General features: G+C 64.6%; 13 protein-coding genes and 1 tRNA gene. 5 read left to right on the top strand and 9 right to left on the bottom strand.

Features of this window, described 5'->3' with window-relative positions:
* Positions 1–50: 50 nt before the first annotated feature.
* Together LOZ77_RS14750 and LOZ77_RS14745 are read right to left on the bottom strand one after the other, a co-directional pair.
* Positions 51–2,597 carry a TonB-dependent receptor gene (locus LOZ77_RS14750; protein WP_230279750.1) on the bottom strand — a complete coding sequence of 849 codons (2,547 nt, stop codon included), beginning with the start codon at positions 2,595–2,597 and terminating at the stop codon, positions 51–53.
* A 192-nt stretch (positions 2,598–2,789) separates the two neighbouring features.
* Positions 2,790–2,863: transfer RNA gene (locus tag LOZ77_RS14745), tRNA-Gln, on the bottom strand.
* Positions 2,864–3,104: 241 nt separating this feature from the next.
* Here LOZ77_RS14745 and LOZ77_RS14740 point away from each other — a divergent pair.
* Both LOZ77_RS14740 and LOZ77_RS14735 read left to right on the top strand, forming a co-directional pair.
* A complete protein-coding gene (locus LOZ77_RS14740; RefSeq protein WP_230279749.1) occupies positions 3,105–4,406 on the top strand; it encodes a Ppx/GppA phosphatase family protein in 1,302 nt (433 codons plus the stop codon).
* A gap of 25 nt (positions 4,407–4,431) precedes the next feature.
* On the top strand, positions 4,432–5,109 hold the full coding sequence (locus tag LOZ77_RS14735) for an RlmE family RNA methyltransferase (protein ID WP_230279748.1): 678 nt from the start codon (positions 4,432–4,434) through the stop codon (positions 5,107–5,109).
* A gap of 22 nt (positions 5,110–5,131) precedes the next feature.
* Here the strand turns inward: LOZ77_RS14735 and LOZ77_RS14730 are convergent, their stop codons facing one another.
* The gene (locus tag LOZ77_RS14730; protein ID WP_230279747.1) at positions 5,132–5,320 is read right to left on the bottom strand and encodes a hypothetical protein; all 189 of its coding nucleotides are present in this window, start codon (positions 5,318–5,320) and stop codon (positions 5,132–5,134) included.
* 195 nt (positions 5,321–5,515) lie between these two features.
* Between LOZ77_RS14730 and LOZ77_RS14725 the strand changes: the two genes are divergently transcribed.
* Both LOZ77_RS14725 and LOZ77_RS14720 read left to right on the top strand, forming a co-directional pair.
* Positions 5,516–6,541: a nitronate monooxygenase family protein gene (locus tag LOZ77_RS14725; protein WP_230279746.1), complete on the top strand. Its 1,026-nt coding sequence runs from the start codon at positions 5,516–5,518 to the stop codon at positions 6,539–6,541.
* A gap of 81 nt (positions 6,542–6,622) precedes the next feature.
* Positions 6,623–7,507 carry a dienelactone hydrolase family protein gene (locus LOZ77_RS14720; RefSeq protein WP_230279745.1) on the top strand — a complete coding sequence of 295 codons (885 nt, stop codon included), beginning with the start codon at positions 6,623–6,625 and terminating at the stop codon, positions 7,505–7,507.
* Positions 7,508–7,534: 27 nt separating this feature from the next.
* Here the strand turns inward: LOZ77_RS14720 and LOZ77_RS14715 are convergent, their stop codons facing one another.
* The 3 genes from LOZ77_RS14715 to pepN all read right to left on the bottom strand — a co-directional run bounded on the left by LOZ77_RS14715 (position 7,535) and on the right by pepN (position 11,307).
* The gene (locus LOZ77_RS14715; RefSeq protein ID WP_230279744.1) at positions 7,535–7,801 is read right to left on the bottom strand and encodes a hypothetical protein; all 267 of its coding nucleotides are present in this window, start codon (positions 7,799–7,801) and stop codon (positions 7,535–7,537) included.
* A gap of 94 nt (positions 7,802–7,895) precedes the next feature.
* Positions 7,896–8,657 (bottom strand): peptidoglycan editing factor PgeF, encoded by a 762-nt coding sequence (gene pgeF, locus LOZ77_RS14710; RefSeq protein WP_230279743.1) that lies wholly within the window; start codon positions 8,655–8,657, stop codon positions 7,896–7,898.
* The gene (gene pepN, locus LOZ77_RS14705; protein WP_230279742.1) at positions 8,650–11,307 is read right to left on the bottom strand and encodes an aminopeptidase N; all 2,658 of its coding nucleotides are present in this window, start codon (positions 11,305–11,307) and stop codon (positions 8,650–8,652) included. The genes pgeF and pepN overlap by 8 nt, the downstream gene beginning before the upstream one ends.
* 135 nt (positions 11,308–11,442) lie before the next feature.
* On the opposite strand from pepN, the gene LOZ77_RS14700 reads away from it, so the two are divergent.
* Positions 11,443–12,249: an SDR family NAD(P)-dependent oxidoreductase gene (locus tag LOZ77_RS14700; protein WP_230279741.1), complete on the top strand. Its 807-nt coding sequence runs from the start codon at positions 11,443–11,445 to the stop codon at positions 12,247–12,249.
* On the opposite strand, the gene LOZ77_RS14695 is transcribed toward LOZ77_RS14700, so the two are convergent.
* From LOZ77_RS14695 to pyk, 3 genes are read right to left on the bottom strand one after another with little or no spacing between them, the layout of a single operon-like run.
* Positions 12,211–13,194 (bottom strand): DMT family transporter, encoded by a 984-nt coding sequence (locus LOZ77_RS14695; RefSeq protein WP_230279740.1) that lies wholly within the window; start codon positions 13,192–13,194, stop codon positions 12,211–12,213. The two genes, LOZ77_RS14700 and LOZ77_RS14695, sit on opposite strands and share 39 nt — an antisense overlap.
* The gene (locus LOZ77_RS14690; protein ID WP_230279739.1) at positions 13,191–14,201 is read right to left on the bottom strand and encodes a low specificity L-threonine aldolase; all 1,011 of its coding nucleotides are present in this window, start codon (positions 14,199–14,201) and stop codon (positions 13,191–13,193) included. The genes LOZ77_RS14695 and LOZ77_RS14690 overlap by 4 nt, the downstream gene beginning before the upstream one ends.
* 31 nt (positions 14,202–14,232) lie before the next feature.
* Positions 14,233–15,702: a pyruvate kinase gene (pyk, locus tag LOZ77_RS14685; protein ID WP_230279738.1), complete on the bottom strand. Its 1,470-nt coding sequence runs from the start codon at positions 15,700–15,702 to the stop codon at positions 14,233–14,235.
* Positions 15,703–15,724: the final 22 nt, after the last annotated feature.

Below are 15,724 nucleotides of genomic sequence, written 5' to 3'. Positions count from 1 at the left end.
CTGCGCCATGCTTCGATTGCACCGGCTGGCAACCGGCGATCAGACCGCGATCAATAGCGGAACGATGCCCCCAGCCAATAGGCCCGGCCATAGCGTTCCTGCTGGATCACCCAGTCGCGGATGCCACCCTGATACTGGCGCGTCGGTTCGTCCGTCAGGTTCTGGCCCTGTGCAAACACGGTGAAATGATCGCCGATATCGACCGAGACCTTGGCATCCAGACGGCGCAGATCGTCGTTATACTGATCCTCGATCGGATCGCCGGCAATGCCGATCAGCGCACGGCCCGTGTGGTGATAGCCGACAGAGGCCTGCACCGGACCGTATTGATAGAACAGTTCCGCCCCCCACAGCAGGTCCGATTGTTCGGGGAAAGGCGTATTGCCGCGCCCCGGAACGCTAAGGCTGCCGTCGAGGAAGGTGACATTGGCATTCGCGCCCAGACCCGACAGCAGGCCGGGCAGGAAGGTGAACTGCTGCTGCCATGCCAGTTCCAGACCCATGATCTCGCCGCTCGACGCGTTTTCGGGCTGGCTGAATTCCAGCGTTTCGTAAAAGCGCCCGCCAAATTCGACGTTTTCCTGCGTAAAGCTGCGGTTGAAGATCGGATTGTCGATCCATTTGGCGAACACGCCCGCCGACACCAGACCGCCGCGCATGAAGTAATATTCGAAAATCATGTCGAGCGAGTCGGCGACATAGGGGTCCAGCCCCGAATTGCCGAGCGACAGCGAACCGTCGTAATTGCCATTGTCGAGCTGGACATAGCCCATCTCTCCGCCCGGCGAGAGGTCGGTATAATCGGGCCGCCCGACGCTGCGCGAATAGGACAGGCGCATGACCACATCGTCGGCAGGCGTCACGCGCAGGATCGCGGTGGGCAGCACATTGGTGTAATCGCGCTTGTCGCTGGCGGGCACGACATCGACCTCGTTCTCAAGTCGATAGCCGGTAATGTCGAGCTTCGTATGTTCGACCCGCGCACCGATGGTCAGCGCCAGCGCATCGCTGAATTCGATATTCGCCATCGCATAGGCCGACAGCACATCCTCATCCAGCTGATAATCCGACAGGACCTGATCGGCCAGCGTGCCTTCCTCGTCCAGAACGAACAGCGGGCCCGACAGATTGGCATCGGTAAAGGCGCGGATCAGATCGGCGTCGATGGTCGGGGTGACAAGGTAATCGCGGTTCGATCCGGGGCTGACGATCACATCGTCGCCCGACAGGCTCTCCAGCGTAAACCGGTCGGGCGCGGCATTGCGCGCATAGCTGACCGATTCGTCGTCGAAACCCTTGTCGGTCAGCCGCGCATTGACGCCAAATTTCGCAAAGCCCCATGCCTGATCGTACTGAACGTCGGCGCGCAGCTGCCAGATATCCTCGTCCCCGAACTGGTCCTGATGGCCATAGCTGCGAAAGCCGAGGTCTGCGGGCGCGAGATAGCCGTCGACCGGTGTGACGGTATAAAGCCGGTCGGTGAAGTCAAAGGTCACATCGCCCGGATTGCCGCGGAACTGCCAGCTGTCGTTCGGCTCGATCACCTCGTTATGGGTGCGCGCTGCGCCATAGCCGATAGTGATGTCGCCCAGCCGCGTCTCGCCGCCGGCCATGCCGACCAGCACCGATTTTTCCTTATATTCCAGCCGCAGATCGCTGCGCTGTTCGGTTTCGTCCGACATGCCGGTCAGCCCGCCCGCGTCGAACACCGCCCCGTCCGAGAAGTCGAGGCGGAAACGCTGGCGATACTCGTCCTCGGTAAAGCGCGAATAAAAGCCGCGCAGATAAAGATCGGTATTGCCGCCCTGATAATCGAACGATCCCGACACGCCGATCCGTTCGCGGCTAAGGCGATAGTCGGTATATTTGATATTGGTGGGCATGCCGCCACGCGCCGCACCCTCGACCTCGAACCAGTCGTCAGGATAGATGCCATAGCTGGTGAAAGTGCGGTCGGAATAGCTGCCGCCCAGCAGAATGCCGAACTGCCCCTCGCTGCCGAACACGCCGCCTACGGTCAGGTCGGCCTGCACCGGATGATCCTCGTCGCGCAGTTCCTGAAAGCCCACTTGCGCACTGCCGGTGACGATGAAGGGCTTGGCGTAATCGAACGCGGTTTGCGGCACCAGATTAACCGTTCCGCCAATCCCCTGCCCCAGCAGGTCGGGCGTGCGCACCTTGGTCACTTCCAGCCGGTTGAGCAAAGCACCCGAGATGATGTCGAGCGGCAGGGCGCGGGTATTGCCGTCGGGATTGCCGATTTCGAAGCCGTTCAGCGTATAGCCGTTCAGCGATGACGGAATGCCGCGAATGGCGACATAGCGCCCTTCGCCCTGATCGTATTGCACGCCTACACCGGGCAGGCGTTCGACCACTTCGGCCACGTTGCGGTCGGGAAGGCGGCCGATATCGTCCGATGCGGCAACCTCGACAATGCCCAGCGCATCGCGCTTTGCCGCGATCCCGCGTTCCTGCTGCGCGCGCTGGCCGGTGACGACGATTTCGCCCTCCGCCGCCTGATCCTGCGCGAATGCGGGGCTCGCCGCGGCAATAACGGCACTGGCCGCCCCTGCGAGCAGCGCGATACGATGATGCATGATGTAAAGATCCCTTCCGATCGGCCGAAGCCTGATGTCCGGTCGGGTCCTCTAGGCAGGATTTGCGTCAGACTTAGGACAAATCAGTGACAGATCGGAGTCAGCCTGCCGGATTACCGTCACGCAGCCGTCATTCGTAGGGGTCAGGGAAAGGGAGGCGCATCTATCCGGGATCGGAGATGTAAGGAAAGCTGGATGCCCCGTGAGGATTCGAACCTCAATTGACGGAGTCAGAGTCCGTAGTCTTACCATTAGACGACGGGGCATCATCGGGCTTGCGCCGAGAGGGCGGGCCATTAGCGCGGGGTGGGCGCGGGGTCAACCGGGATTCTGGTGCGTCCGGCCCACCCGTTGCGCCGCCGGTAGCGAGGGCCGGAACGGTGCGGACCTTCCCTGCAACCGTCCGGCGCGCTTGCCAGCGTGCATCGCGGCCGTTAGCATCGGTTTCAGGTCCCCCGCGCCACCCTTTACCGGCGCGGTCGATGTGAATTTGGAAAGTTACGAAACATGGCGGAATCGCTTCCGCCGGCATCGCATGACGGGGATCGGCGCAGCAGGCGCGGTCGTCGCCGTGCCCACGCCGATCCGGACAGAGAGGCCCGCAAGGGCAAATCGGGTCCCGCTGCCGGCGTAAAAAGCAGGGATGGCGCGAAAGGCAGAGATGTCAGGCCGAACGGCCGCGCACCGTCCCGCAAGAATGGCAAACAGCCGTCGGAACGACGTTCTGCCGATGCGCCCCGACCGGTGCGTTCGGCAAACGCTGCCCCTTTGCATCAGGCTCCCGCGTCGCGGCAGGCCTATGCCGCGATCGATCTTGGCACCAATAATTGCCGCCTGCTGATCGCCCGCGCGCAGGGTGAGAATTTCATGGTGATCGACGCATTCAGCCGCGTCGTCCGTCTGGGCGAAGGGCTGGCGCAAAGCGGGCGGCTGTCGGACGAGGCGATGGAGCGGGCGCTGGGTGCGCTGAAGGTCTGTTCGCAGAAACTGCGCCGCCGCAATGTGCATCTGGCACGCAGCGTCGCGACCGAGGCTTGCCGCCGCGCCGCCAACGGTCAGGATTTTATCGACCGTGTGCGCCGGGAAACGGGAATCGTGCTCGACGTGATCAGCGCGCAGGAAGAGGCGCGGCTGGCCGTTTTGGGCTGCCACGTCCTGCTGGAACGCGGCGAAGGGCCTGCGATGATCTTCGACATCGGCGGCGGATCGACGGAGCTGGTACTGATCGAAACGGGTGATGTCGTCCCGCGCATCATGGACTGGCAATCGGTGCCATGGGGCGTCGTTTCGCTGACCGAAAGCTTCCCCGCCCCCGATGGCGAGAGCGACGGGGCGCGACTGGCCCGCTATGCCGCAATGCGCCAACAGGTGGCCGACAGTTTCAGCGAGTTTTCGGCGCGGCTGAACCCCCATCGCGACATTCCGCGAGAGGAGAACGAGCACGGCCCCCGCCTGCTGGGCACCAGCGGCACGGTGACCACGCTGGCCAGCGTGCATCTGGGGCTGGAACAATATGACAGGCAGGCGGTCGACGGGCTGATCGTGCCCGCCGGTGCGATGCGCGACATCGCCAGCCAACTTTCGGGCATGGACATGGCACAGCGCGCGCAATTGCCCTGTATCGGGCACGACCGTGCCGAGCTGGTGGTGGCGGGCTGTGCGATCCTTGAAACCATCCTCGACCTGTGGCCCGCGACGCGGCTGGGCGTGGCCGACCGCGGCATTCGCGAAGGCATCCTGCGGTCGCTGATGGGCGGCACACATGGGCATTCAAGACCGCCCCTTCCCCACCGCGAACACCCGCTGTAAGGCCCGCCGGCATGAGACTACGCGCATGAGCAGATCGGGAAGCGACCGTCAGAAGCTGAAAAGCAACAAGAAGCGCACGGCCAGCAGCGCTCGCTGGCTGGCGCGGCAATTGAACGACCCTTATGTCGCCAAGGCCAAGGCCGAAGGATACCGCAGCCGCGCCGCGTTCAAGCTGGCCGAGCTGGACGAGAAATTCGGCCTGCTGAAAGGCACGCGCGCGGTGGTCGATCTGGGCATTGCACCGGGCGGGTGGAGCCAGCTGGTCGCCAAAAAATGCCCGCAGGCCAGGATCGTCGGCATCGATCTGCTGGAAGTCGAACCGCTGCCCGGCGTGACCATTTTCCAGATGGATTTCATGGACGACGCCGCCCCGGACGTGTTGATGGAAGCGCTGGGCGAGGCGCCCGATCTGGTGCTGTCGGACATGGCGGCGAATACGGTGGGCCACAAACAGACCGACCATTTGCGCACCATGGGACTGGTCGAGGCCGCCGCCGATTTCGCGATCCGCACCTTGGCCGAAGGGGGCACTTTCGTCGCCAAGGTCTTCGCAGGCGGCACCGATACGGCGCTGCTGGCAGAGCTGAAGCGCCATTTCACCAGCGTCAAACACGCCAAGCCGCCTGCCAGCCGCAAGGACAGTTCGGAATGGTATGTCATCGCGGCAGGCTGCAAGGGCACGCCCGCGGATCGCAACGTCTGATCCGGCGGCTCGCCCGCGATCGCTAACCGGCGGGTAATTGCATGGTGTGATCCAGCCGCTCCATCACCTCGGCCAGCGGTTCCACCACGGTCACGCTGCGGTTCTCGGAAAAGCGGATGCGGGTGCCTTCCTCCACCTCGGAGATAAAGGTGACCTGCGCGGCATTGACGATGACGGGCACCCGGTCCGTGGCGGTGAATTTTACGAACATGGCATGCTCTCCTGTTTTCGGCGCTTGGCCTGTTATGGTTTTGGCCAACTCTATCCGCTTTGCCGGAACTTGCCAGCCGAATCGGCTTGCGCCGTACGACAAGGCTCTTGCCCCCAATCACCCTTGCCCATCGCCCGCGCCCTGCCTAAAGCCCCGCAACCCCTTTTACGCCGCAGGCAAGGACGCAAGAGACATATGACCAGCCACACCAAAACACAGGCGCTGATGGCGCGCGGTGCGGAATTCCTTGGCAGCGAATATGCGATCCTGTGCGGCGCGATGAGCTGGGTTTCAGAGCGTAACCTTGTCTCGGCCATTTCCAATGCGGGCGGGTTCGGCGTGATCGCGTGCGGCGCGATGACACCCGAATTGCTCGACGCCGAAATCGCCGCGACCAAGGCGATGACCGGCAAGCCTTTCGGCGTGAACCTGATCACCATGCACCCGCAGATCATGGATCTGATCGAGGTATGCGCCAAACATTCGGTCGGCCATGTCGTGCTGGCAGGCGGCCTGCCGCCCAAGGGCAGTGTCGAGGCGATCAAGGCCGGATCCTCCAACGGGCCTGGTGCCAAGGTCATCTGTTTCGCGCCCACGCTGGCGCTGGCCAAGAAACTGCTGCGTTCGGGCGCGGATGCCATGGTGATCGAGGGGATGGAGGCAGGCGGCCATATCGGCCCCGTGTCGACCAGCGTTCTGGCACAGGAATTCCTGCCCGAACTGGCGAATGACCACCTCGTCTTCGTCGCAGGCGGCATCGGTCGGGGCGAGGCGATCGCAGGCTATCTGGAAATGGGCGCGGCGGGCGTGCAGCTGGGAACGCGCTTTGCCGCTGCCACCGAAAGCATCGCGCATCCCGATTTCAAAAAGGCGTTCTTCCGCGCCGGTGCCCGCGATGCGGTGGCAAGCGTTCAGGTCGATCCGCGCCTGCCCGTCATCCCCGTCCGCGCGCTGAAGAACAAGGGGACCGAGGCGTTCACCGCGAAACAGCGCGAAGTCGCGCAATTGCTCGACAGCGAAGGCATCCCCATGATCGAGGCGCAATTGCAGATCGAACATTATTGGGCGGGCGCGCTGCGCCGCGCGGTGATCGACGGCGATATCGAGAACGGGTCGCTGATGGCGGGCCAGTCGGTCGGCATGGTCAAGGCCGAGGAGCCCGTCGCCGACATCATCGCCAGCCTGCTGGACGAGAGCGAGGCCGCGCTCTCCCGCCGATAAGGCAATTCCGAAAGGCCGGTTGCTTCTGGCCGACCCTCGCCTATTCTCGCGCCCGACGGGACAGGTGCGAGGAGATTGACGATGTGCGACGAACGCCAGCTGGCCGATATGGCCCGATCACCGGGCGCGATGAACCGCCGCAGTTTTGCCGCATTGGGCGGGGCGGCGGTGCTGGCAGGCTGCACTTCCGCCGGTGAACCGGCACAGGCGGGCGATGGTGTTCCGGGCGCATCGGGCGTGCTGCGCAGCGAAGTCGCCATTGCAACCCCTGCGGGCACGGCTGACGCGACATTCTATCGCCCCGCACAGGGCGCGCATCCCGCGATCATCATGTGGCCCGATATTGCGGGCGTTCGCCCCGCCTCGCAGCAAATGGCCCAGCGGCTTGCGGCGGCGGGCTATGCGGTGCTGCATCCCAATCCCTATTACCGGTCGGTCAAGGGCCAGCAATTTGCCGATTTCGCCAGCTTTATGGGCGAGGAAGGCTTTGCCAAGGTCGGCCCGTGGCGCGAAAAGAACACGCCCGAGGCAGTGATGGCGGACAGCAAGGCCTTTGTCGCATGGCTCGACGCGCAGGATGCGGTGGACACATCGCGCGGGATCGGTGCGAACGGCCATTGCATGACCGGTTCGTGGACCTTTTACGCCGCCGCCGCCGCGCCCGAACGGGTCAAGGCCGCTGCATCGATGCATGGCGGCGGTCTGGTCACCGACGCACCGAACAGCCCGCACCGGATCATGCAGGCTGGCGCGATGTATCTGGTGTGCATCTCGCAGGACGACGATGCGAAACAGCCCGACGCCAAAGACGCGCTGCAAACCGCCGCCGAGGCCGCCGGCGCCAAGGCAGAGATCACTGTCTATCCCGCCGACCACGGCTGGACCGTGCTCGACAGTCCGAAATATGCCGAGATGGAAGCGGAACGGGCATGGGCGCGGATGCTGGAGGCGTTCGGGGGGCTGTAGCCTCAGAGCATGTTCGGCCACGGGCGCTCAACCGAATACCGGCAAGGCCTCGCCAATCACGCGATAGGATGACAGAACCAGCAGCATTGCCCCGACACCCGTCATGGCTAATCCGATCGCAATTTCCGCCCTCAACAGAGAGGTCATGACGGGATGGGGCGAAGCGACAAGATGCGCCGAAACCACTAACGACGAGTGCCAGATTAAAAATGCGCTCGTCAGGCAGCACACCACAACCATGACCAGATTGGCCGCATGGGTTCCGCCATATAAGAATGCGCCGGCGGCAACCATCGCCGCCGTTGCACCCCATGCGATACACGCGCAAATGCCGGTAATCTTTACTGCTCGTGCCGATACCATATCGATTTAACCGTCTTGCTGCTCTCTAGCCCCCAACCGCAATTAAACTGATCTGCCGCCCGTAACTATCCTCTCCGGCCAAGGTCGCGCGGCGGTAGGAGAAGAAGCGGGTTTCATCCGCCAGCGTGTCGTGCCCCGTGATCGCCACCGTGCCGACCCCCGCGGCCGCCAGCCGCGCGGCGACATAGCCGGCAAGGTCGAATTGCTGGTGGCCGGGTCTGCCGGGCTTGAAGAAATGCTCGTTCGTCCCGTCCGCCTCGACAAAGCGGTTCAGAAAGGAATCGTCCACTTCGTAACTCGCCTGCGCGATGCAGGGGCCGACGGCGGCGGCGATGCGGCTGCGCTCGGCGCCCAGCGCCTCCATCGCGGCAATGGTGTTGTCGGTCACGCCGCCGAACGCGCCTTTCCATCCGGCATGGGCCGCGCCGACTACGCCCGCCTGCCGGTCGGCCAGCAGCACCGGCGCGCAATCGGCTGTCAGAATGCCCAGCAACACGCCGGGCCGGTCGGTGACCATCGCATCGGCATGAGGCCGCGCGTCCAATGGCCATGGCGCGGTCACAGTCTCGCACAGCGCGGAATGCACCTGATAGACGGTGGCCAGTGCCGCCCCCGCAAGAACGGCATCGCCCGCGATCCGCCGGTTGCGTTCGACCAGAGCGGGATCGTCGGGCGAGCCCGTGCCCACGTTTAGCGAGGCATAGGGCCCCGCCGACACTCCGCCGCGCCGACCCAGAAAGCCGTGCGGCACGCCCGCCAGCGGGGCGGCGGTGATGATGTCAGGCACTTGTGTCGAGGCTCTTGGTCACCTGTTCGCGCACATCCTTGGACAGGGACTTGACCGCCGCCATGCGCATCAGCTCTGCCCGCATCAGCTCGGCGCGCACCGGCTCGATCTTGCGCCAGCGGCCCAGCCACGGCACGAAACGCGCCGCCGTCTGCGGGTTGATCGGGTCGAGAGCGAGCACCAGATCGGCGATCATGCGATAGCCACGCCCGCCGGCATCGTGAAAGGCCGAGGGATTGCCCGCCATCGTCATATAGAGCGCGCGCACGCGGTTCGGGTTCTTCATGGTGAAGTCTTCGTGACCCGCCAATGCCTCCACGGCGTCGAGCACGTCGCTGCGCAGGGCGCTGGCCTGAATGGCGAACCATTTGTCGATCACCAGCGCATTGCCCGCGTATCGCGCATGGAAATCGGCCAGCAACTCGCCCCGCGCCGGAACGTCGAGGCCCGAGATCACGGCCAGCGCGCCCTGCCGGTCGGTCATATTGTCCGCCGCGCGATATTGCGTCTCTGCCCGCTTTGCCGTTTCCGCCACATCGGCAGCGGCCAGCAGGATCAGCGCCTGCGTCTTCACCTTGCGCGCGCCGCGGCTGTCCGCCTCCAACGAATAGGGAATGGTCGATGCACGGTCGTGCAGCGCCGTCAGCCGGTCGCGCAGCCGCGTACCCAGATAGGCCTTCAACCGCTCGCGCGCTTCGTGCAGGGCAACCGGATCGGCGGGCGCGGCCAGTTCGATCAGGAAATTGATTGCGGGCAGCATCATCAGCTCGCCGCGCATCATGTCGTCGATGGCCCGATCGTCGATCACGGCGGCCATCGCCTCGACAATCGCGGCGCGGCGCGTCTCGTCCGGTCCGCCTTCGACCGCGCCCAGCAATTCGCGCGTGAACAGCTGCTGCAAAGCCTCGTAACGGGCAAAGCTGTCGTCATCCTTCGCCGCCAGGAATTGAAGGTCGGCGTCGGTCGCCTCGCTCTCAAGCTGGATGGGCGCGGAAAAGCCGCGATTGGCGGACAGAACGGGGGGTTTGGCGAACCCGCCGAATGTAAAGCTTTCCGCCGCTTTGGTGATGTTCAGCGTGCGTTCGCCGTCATGGCTGCCGGTATCGCGGTCGAACAGCGCGATCTTCAGCGGGATCGGCATCGGCTTCTTCACCGGCTGGCCGGGTGTGGGCGGCACCAGCTGTTTCACGTCCAGCGTTACCGTGCCGGCCGCCGCGTCATGCTTCAGCGCGACAGTCACGCGCGGCGTGCCGGCCTGTTCGTACCACAGGCGGAATTGCGACAGGTCCAGCCCCGCGCCATCCTCCATCGCCTTGACGAAATCCTCGCAGGTCGCGGCCTCTCCGTCATGGCGTTCGAAATACAGGTCGCTGCCCGCGCGGAAGCGTTCGGGACCCGCCATGGTATGCATCATGCGAATGACTTCCGCGCCCTTGTTATAGACGGTCGCGGTATAGAAATTGCTGATTTCCTGATAGGAATCGGGCCGGATCGGATGCGCTAGCGGGCCCGAATCCTCCGGAAACTGGGCGGCGCGCAGGATGCGCACATCCTCGATCCGTTTCACTGGCTCGCTCCCCATGTCGGCGCTGAACATCTGGTCGCGCAGCACGGTAAAGCCTTCTTTCAGGCTCAGCTGGAACCAGTCGCGGCACGTGACGCGATTGCCCGACCAGTTATGGAAATATTCATGGCCGACCACGCCCTCAACCGCGTCGAAATCGCCATCGGTGGCGGTATCGGGATCGGCAAGGATATAGCGCGTGTTGAAGATGTTGAGGCCCTTGTTCTCCATCGCGCCCATGTTGAAATCGGACACGGCAACGATGTTGAACGTGTCGAGGTCATATTCGCGGCCGAACGCCTCCTCGTCCCATTTCATCGAGTTGATGAGGGAGCGCATCGCGTGTTCGGTGCGATCCTCGTCCCCCGGACGGACCCAGACGGCCAGATCCACCTTGCGTCCGTTCATGGTGGTGAATGTGTCCGTGCGCGCCACCAGATCGCCCGCGACCAGCGCGAACAGATAGGACGGTTTCGGCCACGGGTCGGTCCATTCGGCCCAATGGGTGCCGTTCTCACCCTCTCCGCTCGCCGTGCAATCGCCGTTCGACAGCAGGATCGGAAACTCCGCCTTCGGCCCGCTCATCCTGACGGTATAGCGCGACAGCACATCGGGCCGGTCGGGGAAGAATGTGATCCGGCGGAACCCTTCCGCCTCGCACTGGGTGCACAGCATCCCGTTCGATGCATAGAGGCCCATCAGCTGGCTGTTGGTCGCGGGGTGCAGATGCGTTTCGACCGTCACCTCGTGCCGCTCTCCCGCCAAAGGCAGCAGCAGGTTCGATCCGCTCATGCTCCAGCCCTCGGCAGGCTTGCCGTCGACCAGCAGTTCCATCACCGCGATATTGTCGCCGCACAGATGCAGCGTCTGGTCTGCGGCGGCATCGGGGTTTCGTTCCACCTTCAGCGTGGCGCGCACCTTGGTCAGTTCCACCCCCAGATCGAAATCCAGCGCGATTTCGGGGACCAGCCATGCTGGCGGCGTATAATCCAGACGGCGGATCGTTTCGGGGGCGGCAGGTTCGACAGCCGCGTCGGCCAGTTCGGGGTTGCCGGGGATCGATGTGGGGTTGCGCGCGATATCCATAATTCGTGTTAGATGCGGTTTGCAGGCCGTTACACAAGGGGTTTCTGACCCGTCCGCCCTCTATCCGCAGGAAAATCGCATTCGCCTGCCCGATTGCCCCTACGCAGCGCGGCCAGCCGCCCCTAGCTAGGGTGCATGCGACTCTTGATCTTTGGCCTCGGCTATACGGCGAAACGCATTGCGGCGCGGCTTGAACCGCTTGGCTGGGCGGTGGAGGCGACGGGGCGCGACGGCGGGCTGGATTTTGCCGACCGCGATGCGATCCGCTTTGCGCTGGGCCATGTCGATGCGGCGCTCTCCTCCGTCCCGCCCGACCGGCAGAGCGGTGCCGATCCGGTGCTGGACAATTACGCAGAGGCGCTGGCGGGCTTTACCGGCTGGGCCGGCTATCTCTCCTCCACCGGCGTATATGGCGATGCGGGCGGCGCATGGGTCGACGAAAGCGCGCCGACGGGCACAGGGCGGCGCTCCGCCCGCAGCGAGGCTGATGCGGCATGGCTGGCGCTGGGCGCGCGGGTGTTCCGGCTGCCGGGCATTTACGGACCGGGTCGCAGCGCGCTGGACCGCGTGCGCGAAGGGCGCGCCAGTCGCATCGATATTCCCGATCAGGTTTTCAGCCGCGTGCATGTCGACGATATCGCGCAAGGGGTGGCGATGGCGCTGGAACAGGACGCACCCGCCGGTGCCTATAATCTGGCCGACGACCTGCCTTGCCCGCAGAACGATGTGATTACCGAAGCCTGCCGCCTGCTGGACGTGGCCCCGCCGCCCCTGCAAACGCTGGAGCAGGCCGATCTGTCGCCCATGGCACGCGGCTTTTATGCCGAGAATCGCCGGGTCGCCAATGGCAAGGCCAGGCGCGTGCTGGGCTGGGAACCGCGCTTTCCCACTTTTCGCGAAGGGTTACTCGCCTGCTTCGCGGATGGCGGTTTCGGCGGATAGCGGGGGTTCGGCCTTGCCATCGTCGCCGCGCGGCTTGGGCTTAGTCCGCATCGCGATCAACAGGCCTGCCATGGCCAGCACGCCGCCACCGGCGGCCATGACGCTCCACTGATATCCTTCGAATATTGTCGAAATCAGCATGGCGATCGGCGGCACCGCCACCCCGACATAGGCGGCATGGCCCGCGCCCATGGTCCGCACCAGCCCGAAATAGAGCGGGAAGGTGGCCACCGAACCGACAATGGCCAGATAACCCACTCCCGCGTAATAGCGCCAGCCGTCGGGCCATACCGGCCAGCCTTCGAATGCCAGCGCCAGCACCGCATCGACCAGCGTGCCCAGCGCCATCGCCCAGGCCAGCAGCGGCAGGAAGGGTTGCCGGTGGGCGGCCTGCGTGGCCTGCGCAATATTGGCGGCAGACGCGCACAACATGCCCAGCGTGGCCATCACGATGCCCGCCATCACCCCGCCGCCAAGCCCCGCACTGCGATATTCATGGACGAACAGCAGCATGATGCCCGCAATCGCAACGGCCGAACCCAATTTGAACCGGACCGAACTGCCCTGCCCCAGCACCAGCCGCGCAAGGATCGCATTGGGCACCAGCAAAAGGGCGAAGAACACCGCCACAATGCCCGATGTCAGATAGATTTCAGCGCGATAGACGAATTGGAAATTGCCGACGAACTGGCACAGCCCGACAATGGCGACGACCGGCAGCCAGCCCTTTTCCAGCCGCCAGCCATCGCCGCGAATGGCGCACAGGGCGAACATGCAAACGGTGGCGATGGCAAAGCGCAGCGCGATCGACCAGCCGGGCGTTCCCAGCCCGATCTGGTCCTTGATGACCAGCCAGGTCGAGCTCCAGATCAGGGTGACAAGGACGAACGGCCCCCATCGTTTCAGCAACGAGGGCGCGGCCGTTTCGCCTGGCGCGCCGGTCATAGTGCTGCCAGCGCCTGCGCCAGCGCGCCCGCATCCCCGGCGGATGTGTTCCACGCGGTGACAAAGCGGGCCGATGTGTCGGACCAGTCGTAAAAGACGAAACCCTGTTCGCGCAAAACGCCGCGCTCCGCCGCCGACAGCGCCATGAATATCTCGTTCGCCTGCACCTTGCCGATCAGCCGGTCGGGCGCGGCGCGGGCGATGGTTTGCGCGGCACGATTCGCCGCGCGCCCGTTCTCCAGCCAGATATCGTCGTCAAGCATGGCGTGAAGCTGCGCCGCCATATAGCGCCCCTTGGACTGCAATTGTCCCGCGCGCTTGTGGCGGCGGCGGCATTCGTCCGCCAGCGACAGGTCGAACAGGACCAGCGCCTCGGCCCCCAGCCCGCCGTTCTTGATAAAGCCAAAGCTCAGGCTGTCGATGCCATGGGCGGGGCCCGCATCGGCAGGCGAACAGCCCAGATGCGCCACCGCATTGGCGAAACGCGCGCCGTCCAGATGGACGCGCAGGCCCTTTTCGCGCGCAAAACCGGTCAAGGCGGCGAGTTCGTCGGGCGTATAGGCCTCGCCCTGCTCGGTCGCCTGCGTCAGCGCCAGCGTCACGGGCTGAACGCGGTGGACGTCCTTTTGGATCGGGTCGATCACGGCGGCGATGGAGGCTGGCGTAACCTTGGCCCCTTCGCCCTGTGCCAGCATCAGCTTGGCCCCGTGGGTGAAGAATTCAGGGGCGCCTGCCTCGTCCGCTTCGACATGGGCGTCGTAATGGCACACGATCCCGCCATAGGGAGGGGTCAGGCAGGCCAGCGCCAGCGCATTGGCCGCCGTGCCGGTCGCCGTCCACACAACCGCGCATTCGCGCCCGAACAGGGCCGAAAAACGCGCATCCAGCGCCTGCGACAGCGCATCCCCGTCATAGGGCATGTCGGGCGCATCGGCGGCGCGCATTGCATCCCATACATGCGGGTGGACGGCGGCGGCATTGTCGGAAACGAACAGGCGCGTTTTCATGGCCGCGCATTGCGGCCCACGCCAGCCCGCGTCAAGAAGCCGCGCCTTCCTGCTTGTGCTTCGCCAGCTCGTCGCCCTGCAATGTCACCACATGCAGCAGGTTGGTCGCCCCCGGCTTGCCGAACGGCACACCCGCCAGCACGACCAGCTTTGCCCCCGCGCTGCCGAAACCGTGGCGCAGCGCCATGCGCTTGCCCTTGGCGATCATTTCTTCGAAACTGCCGATATCCTTGGTCCGCACCGCATGCGCGCCCCACAGCAATGCCACGCGCCGCGCGGTAACCAGCGACGGGGTCAGCACCAGCAGCGGCACGCGCGGCCTCTCGCGCGCCACGCGGCGGGCCGACGATCCCGACGAGGTGAACACGCTGATCGCCGAAATCTTCAATGCACGGGCAATCGACGCACAAGCCTCTGCCAAGGCGTCCGAGGTGGTCGCATCGGGTTCGACCTTGCCCAGCGAGATACGTTCGTCATAGCCGGGATCGCGTTCCACCTGCCCCGCAATGCGGTGCATGATGGTGACGGCTTCCTCGGGCCACTGGCCCGCGGCGGTTTCGGCCGACAGCATGACCGCATCGGCCCCGTCGTAAACCGCATTGGCGACGTCCGATACTTCCGCGCGGGTCGGCGCGGGGCTCTCGATCATGGATTCCAGCATTTGCGTCGCCACCACGACAGGCTTGCCCGCCTTGCGCGCCTGCTGGACGATCCGCTTTTGCAGCGGGGGCACTTCTTCGGGATTAAGCTCTACGCCCAGATCGCCGCGGGCGACCATCAGCCCGTCCGACATCTCCAGAATCTCGTCCAGATGGCGCACGGCCAGCGGTTTTTCGATCTTGGCCATCAGCGCGCCATAGCCGCCCATCAGGCGGCGAGCCTCGGCCAGATCCTCGGGCCGCTGAACGAAGGACAGACCGATCCAGTCAGCCTTTTGTTCGATCGCGAACGCCAGATCGCGGCGGTCCTTGTCGGTCAGCGCGGGGATCGGCACTTCGGCATCGGGAATATTCACGCCCTTGCGGTCGGAAATCACCCCGCCCACTTCGGCGCTGCACAGAATCTCGTTCTCGTCCGCGCGGATCACGCGCAGCCGCAGCTTGCCATCGTCGAGCAGAAGGCGCTGCCCCTTTTGCAGCAGACCGAACAATTCGGGATGCGGCAATTGCACGCGCGTCTCGTCACCCGGTTCGGGATTGCGGTCCAGCGTGAAATGGCGGCCATGCGGGATCACCGCGCGCCCGCCATCAAACTTGCCGACGCGCAGCTTGGGGCCCTGCAGATCGCACAGAATGCCGATGGGCTGCCCCACTTTCGCCTCGTACTCGCGGATCGCGGCAAAGGTCTTGGCATGCGTTTCGTGGTCCGCATGGCTCATATTGATGCGGAACGCATCGGCACCCGCCTTGTGCAGGCGGGCGATCATGTCGGGATTGGCGCTGGCAGGGCCCAGCGTGGCGAGGATCTTGACCTTACGGTCGCGCGGTTCGATTTTGGCCAAGGTCGATTGCCCGAATATTGCT

Source organism: Croceicoccus sp. Ery15, from assembly GCF_020985305.1.
In the GTDB taxonomy this organism is placed as follows: Bacteria; Pseudomonadota; Alphaproteobacteria; order Sphingomonadales; family Sphingomonadaceae; genus Croceicoccus.
This window is presented reverse-complemented; position numbering and strand designations above follow the sequence as displayed.